The organism is Streptomyces sp. 891-h (genome assembly GCF_022760275.1).
GTDB lineage: Bacteria > Actinomycetota > Actinomycetes > Streptomycetales > Streptomycetaceae > Streptomyces > Streptomyces spirodelae.
The window spans coordinates 3969397-3987722 of sequence record NZ_CP050693.1; the positions used below are offsets into that span (position 1 = coordinate 3969397).

The 18326-nt window shown below is 71.6% G+C and carries 15 protein-coding genes and 1 tRNA gene; 5 read left to right on the forward strand and 11 right to left on the reverse strand.

Going from position 1 to position 18326, the window contains the following annotated elements; all coding sequences use genetic code 11:
- Positions 1–780: 780 nt before the first annotated feature.
- From HC362_RS17300 to HC362_RS17315, 4 genes are all read right to left on the reverse strand, one after another.
- Positions 781–1851 carry a 2-dehydropantoate 2-reductase N-terminal domain-containing protein gene (locus HC362_RS17300; RefSeq protein WP_243084840.1) on the reverse strand — a complete coding sequence of 357 codons (1071 nt, stop codon included), beginning with the start codon at positions 1849–1851 and terminating at the stop codon, positions 781–783.
- A 267-nt stretch (positions 1852–2118) separates the two neighbouring features.
- A tRNA-Ser gene (locus HC362_RS17305) sits at positions 2119–2205 on the reverse strand.
- 10 nt (positions 2206–2215) lie between these two features.
- On the reverse strand, positions 2216–2695 hold the full coding sequence (gene tadA, locus HC362_RS17310; RefSeq protein WP_243088657.1) for a tRNA adenosine(34) deaminase TadA: 480 nt from the start codon (positions 2693–2695) through the stop codon (positions 2216–2218).
- A gap of 310 nt (positions 2696–3005) precedes the next feature.
- Complete coding sequence (locus tag HC362_RS17315) at positions 3006–3557, reverse strand: hypothetical protein (RefSeq protein ID WP_209267569.1); 552 nt, start codon at positions 3555–3557, stop codon at positions 3006–3008.
- 907 nt (positions 3558–4464) lie between these two features.
- Here HC362_RS17315 and upp point away from each other — a divergent pair.
- Positions 4465–5100 carry a uracil phosphoribosyltransferase gene (upp, locus tag HC362_RS17320; RefSeq protein ID WP_243084841.1) on the forward strand — a complete coding sequence of 212 codons (636 nt, stop codon included), beginning with the start codon at positions 4465–4467 and terminating at the stop codon, positions 5098–5100.
- A 132-nt stretch (positions 5101–5232) separates the two neighbouring features.
- Here upp and HC362_RS17325 read toward each other — a convergent pair whose 3' ends face one another.
- The 3 genes from HC362_RS17325 to HC362_RS17335 form a co-directional block, all read right to left on the reverse strand.
- Positions 5233–6018 (reverse strand): LytR C-terminal domain-containing protein, encoded by a 786-nt coding sequence (locus HC362_RS17325; RefSeq protein WP_243084842.1) that lies wholly within the window; start codon positions 6016–6018, stop codon positions 5233–5235.
- 143 nt (positions 6019–6161) lie between these two features.
- A complete protein-coding gene (locus HC362_RS17330) occupies positions 6162–6458 on the reverse strand; it encodes a type II toxin-antitoxin system VapB family antitoxin (protein WP_003999914.1) in 297 nt (98 codons plus the stop codon).
- 331 nt (positions 6459–6789) lie between these two features.
- The gene (locus HC362_RS17335) at positions 6790–8454 is read right to left on the reverse strand and encodes a M28 family metallopeptidase (RefSeq protein ID WP_243088658.1); all 1665 of its coding nucleotides are present in this window, start codon (positions 8452–8454) and stop codon (positions 6790–6792) included.
- A 537-nt stretch (positions 8455–8991) separates the two neighbouring features.
- Here HC362_RS17335 and HC362_RS17340 point away from each other — a divergent pair.
- Entirely contained in the window at positions 8992–10290 is a 1299-nt protein-coding gene (locus HC362_RS17340; protein WP_243084843.1) for a DedA family protein, read from the forward strand.
- Positions 10291–10327: 37 nt separating this feature from the next.
- On the opposite strand, the gene HC362_RS17345 is transcribed toward HC362_RS17340, so the two are convergent.
- A complete protein-coding gene (locus HC362_RS17345) occupies positions 10328–11041 on the reverse strand; it encodes a helix-turn-helix domain-containing protein (RefSeq protein WP_243084844.1) in 714 nt (237 codons plus the stop codon).
- A gap of 111 nt (positions 11042–11152) precedes the next feature.
- On the opposite strand from HC362_RS17345, the gene HC362_RS17350 reads away from it, so the two are divergent.
- Positions 11153–12016, forward strand: a complete 864-nt coding sequence (locus HC362_RS17350) for an alpha/beta hydrolase (protein ID WP_243088660.1) — start codon at positions 11153–11155, stop codon at positions 12014–12016.
- Positions 12017–12072: 56 nt separating this feature from the next.
- On the opposite strand, the gene HC362_RS17355 is transcribed toward HC362_RS17350, so the two are convergent.
- Positions 12073–12441 (reverse strand): STAS domain-containing protein, encoded by a 369-nt coding sequence (locus HC362_RS17355; protein WP_243084845.1) that lies wholly within the window; start codon positions 12439–12441, stop codon positions 12073–12075.
- A 432-nt stretch (positions 12442–12873) separates the two neighbouring features.
- Here HC362_RS17355 and HC362_RS17360 point away from each other — a divergent pair, with 432 nt between their 5' ends.
- Together HC362_RS17360 and HC362_RS17365 are read left to right on the forward strand one after the other, a co-directional pair.
- The gene (locus HC362_RS17360; RefSeq protein WP_243084846.1) at positions 12874–13458 is read left to right on the forward strand and encodes a cupin domain-containing protein; all 585 of its coding nucleotides are present in this window, start codon (positions 12874–12876) and stop codon (positions 13456–13458) included.
- Positions 13455–14228, forward strand: a complete 774-nt coding sequence (locus tag HC362_RS17365; RefSeq protein ID WP_243084847.1) for an SDR family oxidoreductase — start codon at positions 13455–13457, stop codon at positions 14226–14228. The genes HC362_RS17360 and HC362_RS17365 overlap by 4 nt, the downstream gene beginning before the upstream one ends.
- 19 nt (positions 14229–14247) lie before the next feature.
- Here the strand turns inward: HC362_RS17365 and HC362_RS17370 are convergent, their stop codons facing one another.
- Together HC362_RS17370 and HC362_RS17375 are read right to left on the reverse strand one after the other, a co-directional pair.
- Positions 14248–16539: an excinuclease ABC subunit UvrA gene (locus HC362_RS17370; protein ID WP_243084848.1), complete on the reverse strand. Its 2292-nt coding sequence runs from the start codon at positions 16537–16539 to the stop codon at positions 14248–14250.
- 190 nt (positions 16540–16729) lie between these two features.
- Entirely contained in the window at positions 16730–18109 is a 1380-nt protein-coding gene (locus tag HC362_RS17375; protein WP_243088662.1) for a hypothetical protein, read from the reverse strand.
- Positions 18110–18326 lie beyond the last annotated feature (217 nt).

Genomic DNA, 18326 nt, shown 5'->3' on the forward strand with positions numbered 1-18326 from the left:
TGCGCGGTGCATAACCGCGAAGCGATCGCCGGCCGACCACGGCGGCAATCGTCGGCCGACCCCGGCGGTAAATGGAGCGGCGAGAGGGAAAAGCCATCGGCGGTACGAGGAGCCGCCATGGAAACAAACCCCTCCCGTGACGCCGCCGGAGGATTAGCCAGGGCATCGCAATGGGTATAACCGCGTCCGCGAAAAACGGCGCGACCAATGCTAGTCTTTCGAGTAACAGCGTTCTTGCTGCCGGTCTGCAGAGCGCGGACCCCGCACCTCTGCGCAACGAAGAGCGGGGCCGCGGACGAGGACCTACGATGGGCTCGCCCCAGGCCGGGGGTGGGCCCATCAGCTCGTACGGGAGTTACCAGAGCTGCTGCTCCGTCCTGACGGCGTAGTAGACCGCCTGAAAGAAGCCGGCGACTGCCCGTGCGAGATCAGCGAACCGCTGCAGTGTCGTCCTCGCCGGTTCAGACTTCCAGCCCGCACCGGCCATTTCTCCTCACCCCCTCTCAATGGGAGGTTGAGATGACGATACCGCAACGCGCAAGCACATCCGGCAGAAAAACGCCCTTGTTGTTACGGCGAACTTCCCCACGCTTTTCCCTCGGGCCGGGTGCCCGAACAGCAGGGCAGGGCAGCACTCCGCACAGGAACGGAATTGCCGGAGGCAAAACCCTTGAATTGCTCCACCACAGCTCCGGGTCGGCGGCCCCGGCCCGCGCCGGCGAGCACGGACGAGTCAGGGGCTCCGATGCTTCTGGCCTGCCGCCGCCGACGACGTCGTCGTCAGCGGGCGGCGGTGTCCGCCAGCTCCCGGAGCTGCCCGGGGTCCAGTTCTCCGGGCGGCCATCCTTCCCGCGCCGCGGTGTTCGCCAGCTGGGTCAGCGTCTCGTTCACCGGGGTGGGCACCCCGTGCAGCCGGCCGAGCAGGACGATCTCGCCATTGAGGTGATCGGCCTCGATCGAGCCCGTTCCCCGGGCGAGGCTCTGCCACGAGGAGCCGAGGGCTTGCTGCTCGTCGTTCTGCTGTCCCTCGCCCTGTGCGGCAGCTTCGACGTCGTGTGCGGGCGCTTCGACGTCATGTGCGGGCGCTTCGACCTTGCCGCTGCGCAGTTCGGCCATCTCCGCCGCGGTCGCCCACGCCACTCCCGCTGCCTTGAGCACGGCTGCCCCTTCGGCGCGGGCCCGCTCGGTCACCTCTGCCGCCGCGCCCTGTGCGGTACTCCCGCACAGGGCTTCGACCGTCTGGGCGAGGTTGCCGAGGAGCTTGGCGTACTTCCAGCGCATCACCTCGGCGTCGAGCGGAGCGAGCAGGTGGGCACTCTCGAGGTCCGCGGCTATCCGACGGGCGGTCGCGTCGACGCCGGAGGGGTACCGGCCCAGCACAAGGGCCCCGGTGTAGGGCCCGCATCGCGCGACGACCGACCCGGCAGTCACATGCGCGGCGGGCAGCACGACGCACATGCCGTACACCTGACGGAAACGGCGCAGGGCGAGCCGCTCGTTCTCCACGCCGTTCTGTGCACACACCAGAGGGATCACTTCCGCGGCCGTCTCCCCTTGCCGACCGCCCTGCACCGGCCGCGCCGCCCACTCCTGAAGCGCTGCCTCGCTGTGCTGGGTCTTGACCGCCAGGACGAGAACGTCACCGTGCCGGAGCGTGACGGCCTGGGGGCTGTCGACGACAGGGACCGGCAGTGTGAGCGTCCCGGTGGAGGTCGTCAGCCGCAGCCCGCCGGCGCGCAGGGCCTGGTAGTGGGCTCCACGCGCCACCAGGACCACGTCGTGACCGGCTTCGTGGAGCCGGCCCCCGATAGCCCCACCGACCGCCCCGGCCCCGACAACGATGTACCGCATTCCCCCTCCTCGCTGAACGGCCCGCCGCCCAGTCAGCCACACCACCGGCTCAGCTCAACTGCCCCGTGCAGCTGCTGGGGACGGCACAACCACTGAGGCGCACCACGGACTTGGTCCCGCCGAGCCAGATGGCGCCTACGGTACTGCCAGTACGCCAGCACTGTGATGGCGATGGGGAGCCGCTGAGGGATCTGGCGGCCGGGTGACCGCGCACGACGAAGGGCCGGACCCCACCGGGTCCGGCCCTTCGTTCGTCCTGCTCACAAGCGGTAGCGGTGGGATTTGAACCCACGGAGGAGTTGCCCCCTCACTCGCTTTCGAGGCGAGCTCCTTCGGCCGCTCGGACACGCTACCGAGAGGAACTCTAGCCCAATGAGGGCCCGGGATCGAAATCGGTATCCGGAGAGGGGTCGGTGGGGCGGAAGAAGGCGGTGAGGAGGGCGGCGCACTCGGGTGCCAGTACGCCGTTGATCACCTCGGGACGGTGGTTGAGGCGGCGGTCGCGCAGGGCGTCCCAGAGGGAGCCAGCGGCGCCGGCCTTGGTGTCGAGGGCGCCGTAGACGACGCGGTCGACGCGGGCGAGCACCGCGGCGCCCGCGCACATCGTGCACGGCTCCAGGGTGACGACCAGGGTGCAGCCCGTCAGTCGCCAGTCGCCGCCGCCCAGGGTGCGGGCGGCGGCGCGCAGGGCGAGTATCTCGGCGTGCGCTGTCGGGTCGCCGTCCGCCTCGCGGGCGTTGTGGCCCCGGCCGAGTACCGAGCCGTCCGGCCCCATGACGATGGCGCCGACCGGCACGTCGCCCGTCTCGGGCGCCTGTGCGGCTTCCGCGAGCGCGGCCCGCATGGGCTCGCGCCACGGGTCGCGTACGGGGTCGCCGACGGGAGCGATCCCGGGAGCGCCCTGGGAGTCGCCTTCGGTGGCGTCCGCGCGGTTGGTCCCGGGGTCGGTTGGGCCCGCCCCGGATTCGGGGTCGGCCGGGCGCGCCCCGGGGTCCGGGTCGACGGGGCCCGACCCGGAGCCGGCCGGGCCCGGCCCGGAGTCGGCGGGGCCGGCTCCGGGGGTGTACTCCTGGTCGGGGGTGGGGGACGCGGCGGTCGGCCGGTCGTCGGCTGCGGGGGTCATGGAGACAGTGTCGCGCCTGTCGTTCGGTCGCTCAGCGGACCGCCTCCAGGACATCGGTGCAGCCGAGCGCGTCGGCGACCTCGCTCAGCGCGTCCTCGGGAGAGAGCGAGATCAGCGCCTTCTCGTCCATCCCGAGGTCGGAGAGGAGCTCCGCGTCGCCCAGCGGGCCCGCCGGTGCAGCCTCCGCCTCGGCCGCCGCGGCGCGCTCGGCCGCTCCGTCGTCGTCCTCGCTGCCTTCCGGCTCCCCTTCCTCCGTGCCGTCCAGGTCCACGAGTTGATCGAGGGCAGACGGGTCCTCCGGCTGGCGGCCGAGCAGCTCGTCCGAGAGCAGTATCTCGCCGTACGAGCTGCGCATCGCCGCCGCGGCGTCCGAGACGAACACGCGCGGGTCGTCCTCGCCGTCCACGCGGACGACTCCGAACCACTCACCGTCCTGCTCGATGCAGACCAGCACCGTCTCGTCGTCTGTCGTGGCCTCGCGGGCCAGGTCGGCCAGGTCGGCCAGGGTTTCCACATCGTCCAGCTCTGTGTCGCTCGCTTCCCACCCGTCTTCGGTGCGCGCGAGCAGCGCGGCGAAATACACCGTGACTCTCCCACTGATTCAAGATGTGCCCGAGTGCTGACGAGGACCGTGCCCCGCCCCATCGGAATCGTGGCAGAAACCCGCGCCGTGCGAAGGGTCTTCGACAGTGCGTCGTCGCGCTGTTTGCCCGACTGTTGCCCGAACGTTTACCCGGGCGCTCGCCTGCGGCGACTCACTGTGACCAGATGGCTCACTTGCGGTGGTGTCCCCTTGGGTCCCGCGCCGTTCCTCTGTCCACTGGAATGCCGTACTCACCAACGGAACGTCCGCATCCGCAGCGCCTGCCGACGCCTGCGAGCCGCTCGCGAACGGCGTGGATGTACGCGCTCGCGCAGTTCCTTGGCCTCGCTCAGCTCGCGGAGGAAGCGGGCACGGCGGCGCAAGCGTTCCGTGTCCGCGCCGATGTCGCCTTCCGCACGGATGGCGCGACCGGTGCCCGTGTCGGGCCTCGCGCGTCGGTCCCCCGCCGGGCGTTGGTCGTCGGCCGGGCGTTGGTCGTCGGCCGGGCGTCGGTCCCCGGCAGGCCGTCGGCCACCGGCCGGACGTCGGTCACCGGCCCAGTGTTCCGAGTCCGCGCGCCGGTCCGCGTCCGTGCGCCGGTCCCCGTTCCTACGGCGGCCCCCATCCCTACGTCGGTCCCCGTCCCCATGGCGGTCCGTGTTCGCGTGGGAGTCCGGTTGCCGACGGGGCCGGGCGAGTTGGTCCGGCTGTCGGCGCGTCTGCTGTCCGGGCTCACGTGGCTCTGACATATGCACACCTCCGGTGTACTTGCCCACTTTCCCTGCTCCGCCCGGCGTACGCCAGAGCGCCCCGGCGCATCCGGGTGCGCGGGGGTGAGTGGGTGTCATCGGTACCTGTTCGGGCACCGGCGGGTTCCACCGTCTGCGGCCTCGGATACTGTCGGAGCATGCGGATCCACGTCGTCGACCACCCCTTGGTCGCGCACAAGCTCACCACTCTGCGCGACGCGCGCACCGACTCACCGACCTTCCGCCGTCTCGCGGACGAGTTGGTGACCCTGCTCGCGTACGAGGCCACCCGCGATGTGCGGGTCGAGGAGGTCGGGATCACCACGCCGGTGACCGAGACGACCGGCGTACAGCTCTCCCGGCCGCGACCCCTCGTGGTGCCGATCATCCGCGCCGGGCTCGGCATGCTGGAAGGCATGGTGCGCCTGCTGCCGACGGCCGAGGTGGGTTTCCTCGGGATGATCCGCGACGAGCACACGCTCCAGGCGTCGACGTATGCCAACCGCATGCCCGACGATCTGTCCGGGCGCCAGGTCTACGTCCTGGACCCGATGCTGGCCACCGGCGGCACGCTGGTCGCCGCCATCAAGGAGCTGATCCGGCGCGGCGCCGACGATGTGACCGCGCTGTGCCTGCTCGCGGCGCCCGAGGGGGTCGCCGTCATGGAGCGGGACCTGGCCGGTACGCCGGTGACGGTGGTGACCGCCTCGGTGGACGAGCGCCTCAACGAGCAGGGCTTCATCGTGCCGGGCCTGGGCGACGCCGGGGACCGGATGTACGGCACGGCCGGGTAGGACCTCGCCTAGAGGGCTAGAGGGCTAGAGGGCTAGAGGGCTAGAGGGCTAGAGGGCTAGAGGGCTGGTGACTGCCCAGTGGCCCAGTTTTCGGCTCGGTCGCCGGGTCGCCTCGCTCCGTGAGAGGCCGGCTCAGCAGGTGGCGGGTGACGCCGAGGACGACTTTCCGGGGTGCGGGGAGCCGGCCAGTTCGGCGAGGGCCGCGGTGGCCGCCTTCTTCTTCGTCAGGTGCTCGAAGCCCTTGCCGAGGATGAGGTCGACGTCCTTGCCGTCGCGCTCGTCGTACCGGGTCTCGGTGTTCTCCAGTTGGGTGCCCAGGACCTGGAGGCGGTCCGAGGTGGAGGAGCCCGGGGAGCCGATGAGGATGCCCGCCTTCTCGACCTTCTCGTCGAACTCGGCGGACGCGTTGCCGATCTTGCCGATCTTGAAGCCTCGCTTCTTCAGCTCGTCGGCGGTGTCCTTGGCCAGGCCGCTGCGCGAGGTGGCGTTGAGGACGTTGACGGTGATGTCGCCGGGCCGGGGGAGTTCGCGCCCGGCTGCGCTCTTCGCGGCGGTCTTCTTCCCGTCATTCTCGGCCTTGCCCCCATCGGCCTTGCCCCCGTCTGCCGTGCCTCCGGTGTCCGTCTTCACGTTGCCGAGGGCTGCGTTCCTGCCGCCGGTCGCTGCGGCGTTCCCGGAGGCGGCCGGGGAGGCGCACTTGGCGGGTCCGGCCGGGTGGTCGGCGGCCTTGACGGGGTCCGGGTCGGAGAAGATGTGGACGAGCTGGAGCGTGCCCCACCCGAGTACCGCGACGGCCAGCACGGAGGCGAACGTGGCGGCGATGAGCCGCCCCCGCCTGCGTGGCCTGCGCATCCTGGGGTAACGGTCACCCTTGATGCGGTACTTCCCGCCCAGGCCTGGGGGAGTGAGCATGCTCATGAGCGCAGGGTAGTAGCCGCAGGCAGAACTGCCTACTAGATGATCAATGGCTTCTCGATACGCCTACAAACACGTACCCGAACGGGGGAATGTGTGTGCCCGGAAGGGGCGGGTCGGGACGGGTCGGGGCGGATCCGGGTGGATCAGTCCAGTTCGAGGACGCGCGCGTGCAGCACCTGGCGCTGCTGGAGCGCCGCGCGCACCGCGCGGTGCAGTCCGTCCTCCAGGTACAGATCGCCCTGCCACTTCACGACGTGGGCGAACAGGTCGCCGTAGAACGTCGAGTCCTCCGCGAGCAGCGTCTCCAGGTCGAGCTGGCCTTTGGTGGTGACGAGCTGGTCAAGGCGCACCGGGCGCGGGGCCACATCCGCCCACTGACGGGTGCTCTCCCGGCCATGGTCGGGGTACGGCCGCCCGTTTCCGATTCGCTTGAAGATCACACGGAAAGCCTACCGGGCCACCGGTACCGGGCGCAGCCCTGTGCCGCTGGTGCAATCCGGGTGATTTCCCGGTAAAGCGCGGAGAAAGTGGGCAGATCGTGGGCGGACCGTGGAGACCGCTTGCGGCGAGCCCCGGGCGGGATCGGGGTGGGCTCGTGGGCGTGCCGCGGGTGGGCCCGACGGTGGCGCCGTGGGCGGGGGTCGACGTTGGGGCCGTGCGCGTGTCGCGAGTGTGCCGTACGGCGGGAACCTGGCACTGCGCCTCGTTGTCCACAGCCTGTGGACAACGAGGCGTAGTGGCGTAGTGGCGCACTGGCGCACGGGCCGTGGATCAGCGGATCAGACGCGCGCCCTTGTACGGGCCGGTGACCGGTCGGGACGCCGCGTCGGAACCAGCGGCCGAGTCGCCCTTTCCGGCGTCGGCTCCCTGCTCAGCGGCCGGGCGCTGGGCGGTCAGTCGCTGGGCGGCCGGGCGGTCGGTGCCACGGGGCAGTCCGCTGGTGTCCCAGGCGTAGTGGCCGACCGCGTTGGCGATCGCCTTGACGTTTTCGTCGAGGGCGCGGGCGTTGATGTTCTTCAGCGTGTCGCAGGCCTGGTGGTAGCAGCTGTCGTAGGCCTCTCCCGCCGTACCGCCCCACAGCTTCTGCTGCTCGGCGGTCTTGATGCCTTCGGCTCCGGTGAACGTGCCGCCTGCGGGGATGCCCACCTCGATGAAGGGGCCGTAGTCCGAGCGGCCCGTGAAGTCGGTGCCCCGGATCGGCACGTCACGGGTGGTGAAGAAGTCCACCAGGTCCTTCTCCAGCTTCGCCGAGCCGTCCGGGCCCGGGCCGGCGCCGGTGCCGTCGGAGTCGTCACCGTCGAAGGCGAACATCCCGTAGTTGGGGCTCGCGATCATGTCGAAGTTGAGATAGAGCGAGATCTTCGCGCGTTCGGCGGCCGGCAGATTCTCGACGTAGTGCTCGGCGCCGAGCAGGCCCAGCTCCTCGGCGCTCCACAGCGCGAAGCGCACCTTGTTGGCGTGCTTGCCCTTGTGGTCGGCCTTGGCCAGCTGGAGAGCCGTCTCCAGGATGCCCGCAGAGCCGGAGCCGTTGTCGTTGAGGCCGGGGCCCTCGGGGACGGAGTCCAGGTGAGCGCCCAGCATCACGGTGTTGTCCGGGTCACCGCCACGGGTCTCGGCGAGGACGTTGTGGGTGGTGCGCTGCTCCTGGTGCTCCCGCACCTCCAGGTTGACGGTGACCTCCCCCTTGGCCACCTGCTCGGCGAGCGCCTCGCCGTCGGCCTTGGTGATACCGCCGGTGGGGATGCGGGCGGCGGCCGGGTCGCCGAGGGTGCCGTTGAGCGCGCCGTCCTCGTTGTTGTAGATCACCGCGCCGACCGCGCCCGCGTCGGCGGCGTTGGCCTGCTTCTGCGCGAAGGTGCAGCCGCCCCGCTTGATCAGGGCGATCTTGCCGTCGTACGTGCCCTGGGCGAAGTCGCCCGCCTCGCAGCCGTTGGAACCGTCGGCGTCGACCGGTGCCGCGGCCACGGGTGCCTCGATACCGCCCTCAGGGGTGCTCTTGGTGTACGACATCAGCGTGAGGGGGACGTCGCGCTGGTCCGGGGTGAGCACGCTGAGCTTCTCCGCGAGGGTCTCGCGGAAGGTGAACTCGAACTTCTGGTACGTGACTTTGTAGCCGGCCGCCTTGAGGAGGGCGCCCGCGTAGTGTGCGGAACGGTCGTGGCCCTTGGTGCCCGCGGCCCGGTTGCCGTCGCTGTACTGGGCGATGCCGCTGAAGGCCCGCAGATGCCTCATGGCACCTTGGCCGCTGGTGCGCCGGACCAGCTTTCTGGCGAGCTTGTCGCCCTGTTTCGCAGACTGCCGGACGGTGGCTTCGGCGGACTGCCCGGCGGAGCGCTGGGCTGCCTGCTCGGCGGTGGTGGCGGTGGCGGCGCCCGCTGTCGTGGACGAGACGAGCAGCAGCGGGGTGGCCAGGGCTGTGGCGGCCAGAGCCGCCATGGATCTCCTGCGCAGCGCGTGCGGGGAGCGGGCGGAGCGGAGCGGTACGGACACAGTCGTGGTCCTTTCGGGAACGGCTGTCGACGTGTGGTGCTCTGGTGCGCTCTTCGTGCTCTCTGGTGCTGAGTGGTGCTCGGAGCGCCTTTGGTGTTCGGGGCGCTCCGTAGTGCTCCGGGCCCGGCGGCGTCCGGCATACGGACGCGCGGACTCGGTCAGAGGGAAGCTAGCGGTCGCCGGGCCCGTAGGGAACGTCTGTGCGCGTACTCGCGGTCGTGGCTCGTACTCGCGGCGTAGGTGCTGGGGCCGGCCCGGGCTCACCGTCGTCATGACGGTCCGGTGTTTCTCGCCATGGCGGGTACCGCGCGACAGGAGGCGACAGGACGGGTACTGCCGGTCCTGGCGGGCTCGGGAACGCGTGGGGAGGGGACCCGCGTTGGTAGCGTGTAGCGTCCGACACCGCCCGCGTGCCGTCTCCGCGCCTCCGCCCGGCCCCCGGGTGAGACATCCAGTCCCGCGCGCCCTGATCAGGAGCCTTCCGTGACCAACCTCGCACTAGGACCCAGCTGGCTGGATCCGGACTTCCTGATCCAGACGTTCGGCCTTGCCGGGATCCTCGCGATCGTCTTCGCGGAGTCGGGCCTGCTCATCGGCTTCTTCCTGCCCGGCGACTCGCTGCTGTTCACCACGGGGCTCCTGATCGTCACCGACCAGCTTCACGCGCCGCTGTGGCTGGTGTGCCTGCTGGTGGTGATCGCCGCGGTGCTGGGCGATCAGGCGGGCTATCTGTTCGGCAAGAAGGTGGGGCCCACGCTCTTCAAGCGGCCGGACTCGCGGTTCTTCAAGCAGGAGAACGTCGAGAAGGCGCACGAGTTCTTCGAGAAGCACGGCCCGAAGTCCCTGGTCCTGGCCCGGTTCGTACCGATCGTGCGGACGTTCACCCCGATCATCGCCGGTGTCAGTGGGATGCGGTACCGGTCCTTCGTCATCTTCAACATCATCGGTGGCACCTTGTGGGGCGCAGGTGTCACCCTGCTGGGCGCCGCGCTGGGACAGATCGACTTCGTGCACGAGCACATCGAGACGATCCTGGTCGGCATCGTGCTGCTGTCGGTTGTCCCGATCGTCATCGAGTACCTGCGGAACCGCCGCAAGGGCGGCGGTGAACCGGCCCGGTCCGAGGTCCAGGAGGGCGCGGCGCAGGCCGAGAGCCACCCCGCGGCACCGGGCACGCCTGGTGCGCCGGGCGCCCCCGCCGCGCCCTACGGCTCCTCCGGTTACGGCGCCTCCGGCTATGGCACGCCGACCCACCACCAGGGCACACCTGGCGCATACGGCTCCGGTCACGGTGGCCAGCAGGCGGGCCATGCCCCGGCCCCCGGTCACGGCCCGAACCCCGGGCACGCCCCCGCACCCGGGCACGCCCCCGCACCCGGTCATGGCCCGAACCCCGGCTACGGGCAGCGGCCCGAGGGCTCGATGCCTCCCGGTGCCCCTTACGGCGACGGCCGCTCGCTCCCGCTCCCGCCGGAGGTTCCCTACGGTGCACAGGGCGGAACTCCGCAGGCCCATGCACCGGCCCCGGCCCCGGCCCCCGCACCAGCACCCGGTCAGGCTCCGTACGGCGGCGCGGGCACGGGCGCGGGTCCGGTCGCGGGCGCGGGGCAGGGCGCGGGAGCACCGCAGGGGCACGGCGGCCCGTACGGGGCGGCCCCGTACGACGACGCTTCGTACGGTCCGTACGACGAGGGCGCGGGTCAGCAGGGCCCGCCCGCCCCGCCGCAGGACCCGTCGGCTCCCCAGAACCGCCCCGGCCGCGGCCGCCACGCCCGCCGCTGAGCCCTCCCGGGGTCAGCCGCTGTCGCCCTCCCAGGGGTCAGCCGCTGTGCCTGAGGTGGTCGCGTTGGACCTGGCGGGCGAGGGCGCGGCGTACCGAGGCCGGTGCGGGGGCCGTGGCGGCTGTCCCTTGCTGCCCCGGGGCCGGAACCAGGCCCGGGGACGGGGGAGGGGACGAGGCCGGAGCCGGGACCGGGCTCGGGACGTCGAGGCCGCGGCTGATCCTGTCGTACGCGGCGCGGTAGCCGCCGGACAGCTCCGCCCGATGCCGTAGCAGGTCGTGCTCGACCAGGCGCCGCAGCTCGTCGACGGTCTGCGGTGTGAACCGCTTCCTTCCTCGGGCCACCGCGTGGAGGAAACGTGTACAGCGGGCGCTGTCGGGACAGGCGGCGGAGATCTCCTCGGCGAGTCCCCACAGCCGTCCCTCGAGCCAGGGTGTGTCGTTCTGGTCGAGGGAGAGGTCCACCAGGGAGGGCGGGACATCCACCGAGCGGTCGGCCTTGTACTTCGTCACCTGTTTGGAAACCGCGGGCTGACTCATGCCGGCGAGCCGGGCGATCTTCTCCTGGCTCCAGCCGGAGCGGGCGAGCAGCCTGATCATCTCGGTGCGCAGTCTCCGCGTTTCCTCGCCCGCGCGGATGATCTCGTTCATCTCGGCGAACATCCGCTCGGCCTGCTCTTCGGAGAGCGTCGCGGGGACGGTCGCGGTCGAGGGGCCGGGTGGCGGGGTGCTCGTGGTGTCGTCGGCTGCCATAGCCCGGTTATACACCCAGGCCAGCGATTTCCCTCCGGATTCCTTGACCGGCGGACCGGGTGGCTCATAACTCCGTTGTACAACCAGGTTATGAGTGTCAGGGTGCAGCGCATGCCCACCTTCTGCGCACCCGACGGAACCCGGCTCGCCTATCGCACGCTCGGACGCGGCGCCCCGGTCATCTGCGTACCGGGAGGCCCCACGGACTCCCGCTACCTCGGCGACCTGGGCGGACTGGCCGCGCACCGACTGCTGGTCCTGCTGGACCTCCGCGGCACCGGCGGCTCCGCGATTCCCGAGGATGGCTCTTCCTACCGATGCGATCGCCTGGTCGACGACGTCGAGGCGCTGCGCCGGCACCTCGGGCTGCCCCGGACGGATCTGCTCGGGCACTCCGGCGGAGCGAACATCGCGACGCAGTACGTGGCGCGGTACCCGGAGCACGTCGACAGGCTCGCGCTGGTCGGGCCCAGCACGAGAGCTGTCGGCATTACGGTCCCGGGCGAGACGCGGCGCGAACTCGCGCGCCTTCGCAGGAACGAGCCGTGGTTTCCGGCGGCCTTCGCCGCGTTGGAGGCGATCACCGCGGGTGCGAACGGCGACGGAGAGGCCATCGCGCCCTTCTTCTACGGCCGTTGGGACGCGGCTGCCCAGCAGCACCACGCGGCCGGCCGACCGGACAACAGTGAGGCTGTCGCCCGCTTCGGTGCCGACGGCGCCTTCGACCCGGAAGCGACTCGTGCGGCGCTCACCCACTGTCCCGTCCCCGCGCTGCTGCTCGCCGGAGAGTACGACCTGAACAGTCCCCCGCGGTCGGTGGCGGAGTTCGCCGAGCTGTTCCCCGACGCCACGTTCGTGGTGCAGCCGGGCGCCGGCCACTACCCCTGGTTCGACGACCCGCACCGGTTCACCGCCACCCTGGCGGCATTCCTGGACCGGTCGGGGCATCGGGACCGAGCGGGGCTTTCGGACTGAGCGGGACACTCGGACTGAACGCGTCCGGGCCGAGGCCGTCGCTCCACGCTCGCACGTCAGTTGGCGTCCTCGGCGGGTACCAAGGCCGCGTCGAGGGCGTCGGGGGTGGGGTAGTGGGGCAGCAGGTGCTGCAGTTCCAGCCGTCGCAGCAGCCGGCCGACCGGCACGTGCTCGCACACCAGCACCAGCCAGCCCTCCTGGGACAGCGCGGTCGTACGCGCCCGCAGCAGAACGCGGATCACCGAGCAGTCCAGGAACGTCACCTCGCGCATGTCCACGACGAGGCACGGCGGCGAGGTCTCCGCCAGCGCGCGGACGAGGGCGGACTCCAGGTCGTGCAGTGTCGCGATGTCGAGTTCGCCCCTCGCGCGTACGGTCCGGAACCGGGCGGGGCCCGGGGTGTCGGAGCGCGGGACGGCGACCATGGAAGACCCCTTCCACTGACGGACTGTACGGCGGTACGGCAGTGCGGTGGTGTTGATGTGCGGTGTGCGGATGAGGTGACTGACGGGTGGTGCGGTGGCGGGCGGGCGGTGACGTACGGGTGTTCGGCGCGGGTGCGTAGGCGCGGAGTGGACGGATGTGGGTTGCGCACACGTGCGAGGCCGTCGAAGGGATGCGCGCGTGCGGCGGATGGTCCGGCCCTCCAGGGGCGGAGTCGGCAGGGCCGTTCGGCCGGGGTCCGGGGCCGAACATGTGCACTCTAAGCACGTCGTGGGGACGCTGAGGCGTGAGTACGGACACCGAACCCCTCAGTGCCTCGATCTCACTCGTCCGAGTGATGGCGCAGACCGGTGATGCCGGGAGGGGCGCATGGAGGGCGCATGGCGCGTGCGCTGTGAGGGCAGGGCTGAAGAATGCGACGTGAGGTGGGCGATGAGGCGCGCGCTACGGCTGAGGCACTGGCCGCGCACTTCGGACTGGAGCCGCTTCCCCGCGAGGGCGGCCGGTTCCGGCGGCTGTGGGCGGGCCCCGAACGTGGCGACGGCCGGCCCGAGGGCTCCGCGATCGTGATGCTGCTGACCGACGCGCCCGGCGACTACTGCGCCCTGCACCGGCTGCCGGACGACGAGGTGTGGCACTACTACCTCGGCGCGCCCCTCCAGCTGCTGCTGCTCCCACCCGAGGGGCGTGCGCCCGTCAGCACCCCGGTGCTCGGGCCGGATGTGCTCGGTGCCGGGCACCAGGTGCAGCTCACCGTCCCGGCGGGCACCTGGATGGGCGCCAGAGTCGGTACGGCAGGGGCTGACGCGGGCGACGGTCCGGACGGGTCAGACGGGCCAGACGGGTCAGACGGGACCGACGGGACAGGGGCCTGGACGCTGTTCGGCTGCACCATGGCCCCCGGCTACACCGACGCGGGGTACGAACACGGGGACGCGGACGCGCTCGCCCGCGCGTATCCGGAGCACGCGCGGCTCATCAGGGAGCTGGCCCGATGAGGCGGGAGCAGAGCCCCGCAGCGCCGCGCACCGTGCTGGTGACCGGCGCCTCCGGAGGCATCGGGCGCGGTATCGCGCTCCGGTTCGCGGCAGCGGGCGTGCCGGTGGCGGTGCACTACCGGCGCGACCCCGAAGGCGCCCGCCGGACGGTGGCGTCGATCGAGCAGGCGGGCGGCGTGGCCCGGGCCCTGCACGGGGAGCTGGCCACCGAGGACGGCTGCCGTGCCGTGGTCACCGAGGCGGCCCGGTGGCGCCCCGCGGGGCTCGGCGCGCTGGTCAACAACGCGGGCGTGCAGCCCGTACAGGAGCTGTCGGGGATGACGGCCGAGGAGTGGCGCGCGGTCGTCGACACCAACCTCTCCAGCGTCTTCGCGTGTACGCAGGTGGCCGCGCCGCTGCTGGCGGAGCGCGGCGGTGGCAGCGTCACGCACGTCGCCTCCATCGAGGCGGCGCGGCCGGCTCCCGGGCACGCGCACTACGCCGCCTCCAAGGCCGCGATCGTCGCGCACGCCCGGGCCGCGGCGCAGGAGTACGGGCGGCTCGGGGTGCGCGTCAACACCGTCTCGCCGGGCCTGGTGGAGCGGGACGGCCTCGCCGAGCAGTGGCCCGAGGGCGTACGGCGGTGGCGCGCGGCGGCGCCGGACGGCCGGCTGGGGACGCCGGAGGACGTCGGCGACGCCTGTGTGTTCCTCGCCTCCGCTCAGGCGCGCTGGATCAACGGGCACGATCTGGTGCTGGACGGCGGGGTGTCGGCGCGGCCCCCGTGGTGACGGCGACACCCCGCCGGTTTCAGTTGCTCTCCCGTACGTAAGTGCGCAGGTGCCGCGCTGTCAGGGTGTCGGCGGATTCGACGAGTTCGGCCGGGGGGCCGGTGAACAGCACTTGGCCGCCGTCGTGGCCACCGCCGGGGCCGAGGTCGATGATCCAGTCCGCGTGGGCCATCACCGCCTGGTGGTGCTCGATGACGACGACCGAGTTGCCGTCCTCGACCAGCCGGTCGAGCAGCGCCAGCAGTTGGTCCACGTCGGCCATGTGCAGCCCGGTCGTGGGCTCGTCCAGGACATAGGTGGCGGCCTTCTCCGCCATGTGGATGGCCAGCTTCAGCCGTTGGCGCTCGCCGCCCGAGAGGGTGTTCAGCGGCTGGCCCAGCCGCAGATAGCTCAGGCCCACATCGACGAGGCGGCCGAGGATGGTGGCCGCCTGGCCGGTGGGGAAGAACTCCCGGGCCTCGGCCACCGACATGCCCAGCACCTCGCTGATGTTCCTGCCCCGCAGCGTGTAGCCCAGCACCTCGGGCGTGAAGCGCTTGCCCTCGCACTCCTCGCACACCGAGGCGACGCCGGCCATCATCGCCAGGTCGGTGTAGACGAGCCCGATGCCGTTGCACTTGGGGCAGGCGCCCGCCGAGTTGGCCGAGAACAGCGCCGCCTTGACGCCGTTGGCCTTGGCGAAGGCCGTACGTATGGGGCCCAGCAGGCCGGTGTAGGTCGCCGGGTTGCTGCGGCGGGAGCCGCGGATCGGTGACTGGTCGGCCACCAGGACGTCGTCCCGTCCGGACAGATAGCCGTGGATCAGGGAGCTCTTGCCGGACCCGGCCACGCCGGTGACGACCGTGAGGACGCCCAGGGGGATGTCCACGTCGACGTTCTTGAGGTTGTGCAGATTCGCACCGCGGATCTCGACCGTCCCCTTGGGCTCCCGCACCGTCTCGCGCAGCCCGGCGCGGTGGCCCAGATGGCGGCCGGTGAGGGTGCCGGAGGCGCGCAGTCCCGGCACGTCTCCCTCGTAGCAGATCCGGCCGCCGTCGGTGCCCGCGCCCGGGCCGAGGTCGACCACATGGTCGGCGATGGCGATGACCTCCGGCTTGTGCTCGACCACCAGCACCGTGTTGCCCTTGTCGCGCAGGAGCAGCAGCAGGTCGTTCATGCGCTGGATGTCGTGCGGGTGCAGGCCGACGGTCGGCTCGTCGAAGACGTAGGTGACATCGGTGATGCTGGAGCCGAGGTGACGGACCATCTTGACGCGCTGCGCCTCGCCGCCGGAGAGCGTCCCGGCAGGCCGGTCCAGGCTCAGATAGCCCAGCCCGATGTCGACCAGGGAGTCCAGGGTCTGGCAGAGGGTGTCGCGCAGCGGTGCGACGGAGGGGTCGGTCAGACCGCGGACGAACGGGGCCAGGTCGCTGATCTGCATACGGGCGCAGTCGGCGATGTTCACTCCGTCGATCTTCGAGGAGAGCGCCGCCTGGCTGAGCCGGCTGCCCCCGCACGCCGGGCAGTCCGCGTAGACGACGGCCCGGTCGGCGAACTCCCTGATGTGGGCCTGCATCGCGTCGCGGTCCTTGGACAGGTAGATGCGCTGGATGCGGGTGACCACACCGTCGTAGGTGAGGTTCGAGGCGCCGACCTTCACCTTCACCTTCGTCGTCGGCTGGTACAGCAGCGCGTCCCACTCCTGCTGGGTGAAGTCGCGGACCTTCTTGTCCGGGTCGAAGAACCCGGAGCCCACCATCACCTGCCAGTACCAGGAGTCCACGGCGAAACCCGGAGCGGTGATGGCGCCCTCACGGACGGACAGGTCGCGGTCGACGACCTGGTCGATGTCGATCGTCGTCGTCTGGCCCAGTCCCTCGCACTCGGCGCACATGCCCTCCGTGCTGTTGAAGCTGAACGCGGTGGAGGTGCCGATGTGCGGGGTGCCCAGCCGGCTGTAGATGATCCGCAGCATCGTGTAGGCGTCGGTCGCGGTGCCTACGGTGGAGCGCGAGTTGGCGCCCATCCGCTCCTGGTCGACGACGATCGCCGCGCTCAGGTTGCGCAGACTGTCCACATCGGGGCGGCCCAGGCTCGGCATGAACGACTGTACGAACGCCGTGTAGGTCTCGTTGATCAGCCGCTGGGACTCGGCCGCGACCGTACCGAAGACCAGCGAGGACTTGCCGGACCCTGAGACCCCGGTGAAGACCGTCAGCCTGCGCTTCGGCAGGTCGAGGGAGACGTCTGCGAGGTTGTTCTCGCGTGCGCCGCGCACCTCGATGACATTGTGGCTGTCGGCGGGCGGCAGCGCCGTGTTCTGGTCCTGCATGCTTGGCTCTCCTCGGTCCCTGACCAGGCGCCCCGCGCCTGATCAGTCCTGCTGAAGCGACTGGTCGGCCAGCCTAGGCGCAGGGTCTGACAATCACGGCGTCCGCCGCCCGTCGCGACCGGTGGCCAACTCGACGCGGAGGACGTCTGGTTGGCGTCATCAGCCGATTGGCGTCACCAGTCGGTCAGCGTCACCAGCCGGTCAGCAGGAGGTGGTTGACCGCCAGCGCGGTCGCCGCCTGGGCCGCCAGCCAGTACCGCGCGCCGCGGCGCGGCAGCAGCGCGGCGGCAGGCAGCAGCCAGGTGAGGAAGGGCAGCCAGATGCGCTCGGTCTCGGCCTTGCTCATCCCGGACAGATCGGCGACGGCAACCGTCAGCAGGGCGGCCAGCACCAGCACAGCGAGCCGTTCGCGGCCGCCGAGTCCCTCGGCCCCTGGCGCTCGGCCCGCCCGCTGCCTGCGCGGCCACCGGGAGGCGCGCAGCACCGCCGTACCGCACACCAGGGCGCGCCGTGCGCCTGCCACCACGGCGGGGCCCGTAGCGGTCACCGCGCAGGCGAGGTTGGCCCACACCCAGTAGCTGTACGGCCTGATGCGGGCGGCACCCTCGTAGTAGCGCTCGGTCAGCAGCTGGTATCCCTCCCACCAGTTGAACCCCGCGAGAGTGAACACTGCGGCCACTGCCGCGACGCCCGCGAGCACCCATGGGAGGGGCCGCAGAGTGCGCGAGAGAGTCAGCACGGTGAGGCCGAGCAGCGCGCACAGGGTGAGGCCGTACGACAGATAACAGGTGAGCCCGAACAGCAGCCCGGCTGCGAGTGCGGCAGTGCGAGGGGCACGGACCGGACGGTGGCCGGTCCGCCGTGCCGTCAGGGCGAGCAGCGCCAGGGCCCAGGAGGCCACCGCTGTGAAGTAGCCGTCGGCCGACACTCCCACCCACACGGCGGTGGGGGCCAGCACCAGGAAGGGTGCTGCTCTGCGCGCCCGGTGCTCGTCCGTCAGGGCGCGCAGCGCCACGAGCACAGCGGCTGCTGCCGACGAGCCGACGGTGATGACCCAGACGGACGCCCAAGCACCGCCGCCCAGCCCGACGCGGTCGAGCCCGACGAAGGTGAGCACGGCGGCGGGCGGATGGCCGGCCACATGCGGGACCCAGTTGTCGGGCGAGTGCAGCAGGATGTGGTCGGTGAAGGTGCGCAGTGCCGCGCCGACGTCCCCGAACCTGTCGACCTCCTGGAGGTACTCGTAGGCGGAGGTGAGCTGGTTCTCCACGCCCCGGTGCCAGCCGTCGATCAGGGCGAGCGACCAGATCCACGCCATGGAGGTGCCCCAGGCGGCCGCCAGCAGCCGCCGCCACGGCAGGCGGGACGCCAGCGCGGGGCCGTAACCGAGCACGGCGCCCGCGATCAGCAGCGCGGCCGGTGTGCCCGGACCCAGGTGCGGTTCCAGCTCGGCGTAGTAGGGCGGCCAGTGCACCCGCAGCGTGCCGTGCTCCCGCTCGATGGCCCCGCCGATGACGACGGCGGCGACCACCAGTGCCCCGGCCGCCGCGACGGCGGCCAGGTCCGGCACCGGAAACCGCCGTCCCGGCCCGGTGCGGTGCCCATGGCGGTCCGGCCCTTGCCCGGCGCCGGGTACGTCCCGGCCGGGAGCGGCGGGGGTGGAGGGCGAAGAGGACGAGTAGGCGGTCGGGACGGGCCGCGTGGCGCGGTCGGAGCGGGTGGGTGAGGGTTCGGCAGGCACAGGGGCACGTTAGGCCGCGCGGGGCCGCACAGGGGCCACCGGCGGA

Bases quoted from the DNA above. Each gene is read 5' to 3' on its own strand.
- HC362_RS17365 (WP_243084847.1), top strand. From the start codon at position 13,455: ATGAGGCGGGAGCAGAGCCCCGCAGCGCCGCGCACCGTGCTGGTGACC.
- HC362_RS17345 (WP_243084844.1), bottom strand. From the start codon at position 11,041: ATGGCAGCCGACGACACCACGAGCACCCCGCCACCCGGCCCCTCGACC.
- upp (WP_243084841.1), top strand. From the start codon at position 4,465: ATGCGGATCCACGTCGTCGACCACCCCTTGGTCGCGCACAAGCTCACC.
- HC362_RS17350 (WP_243088660.1), top strand. From the start codon at position 11,153: ATGCCCACCTTCTGCGCACCCGACGGAACCCGGCTCGCCTATCGCACG.
- tadA (WP_243088657.1), bottom strand. From the start codon at position 2,695: ATGCGGGCCGCGCTCGCGGAAGCCGCACAGGCGCCCGAGACGGGCGAC.
- HC362_RS17325 (WP_243084842.1), bottom strand. From the start codon at position 6,018: ATGAGCATGCTCACTCCCCCAGGCCTGGGCGGGAAGTACCGCATCAAG.
- HC362_RS17360 (WP_243084846.1), top strand. From the start codon at position 12,874: ATGCGACGTGAGGTGGGCGATGAGGCGCGCGCTACGGCTGAGGCACTG.
- HC362_RS17370 (WP_243084848.1), bottom strand. From the start codon at position 16,539: ATGCAGGACCAGAACACGGCGCTGCCGCCCGCCGACAGCCACAATGTC.
- HC362_RS17335 (WP_243088658.1), bottom strand. From the start codon at position 8,454: ATGGCGGCTCTGGCCGCCACAGCCCTGGCCACCCCGCTGCTGCTCGTC.
- HC362_RS17300 (WP_243084840.1), bottom strand. From the start codon at position 1,851: ATGCGGTACATCGTTGTCGGGGCCGGGGCGGTCGGTGGGGCTATCGGG.
- HC362_RS17355 (WP_243084845.1), bottom strand. From the start codon at position 12,441: ATGGTCGCCGTCCCGCGCTCCGACACCCCGGGCCCCGCCCGGTTCCGG.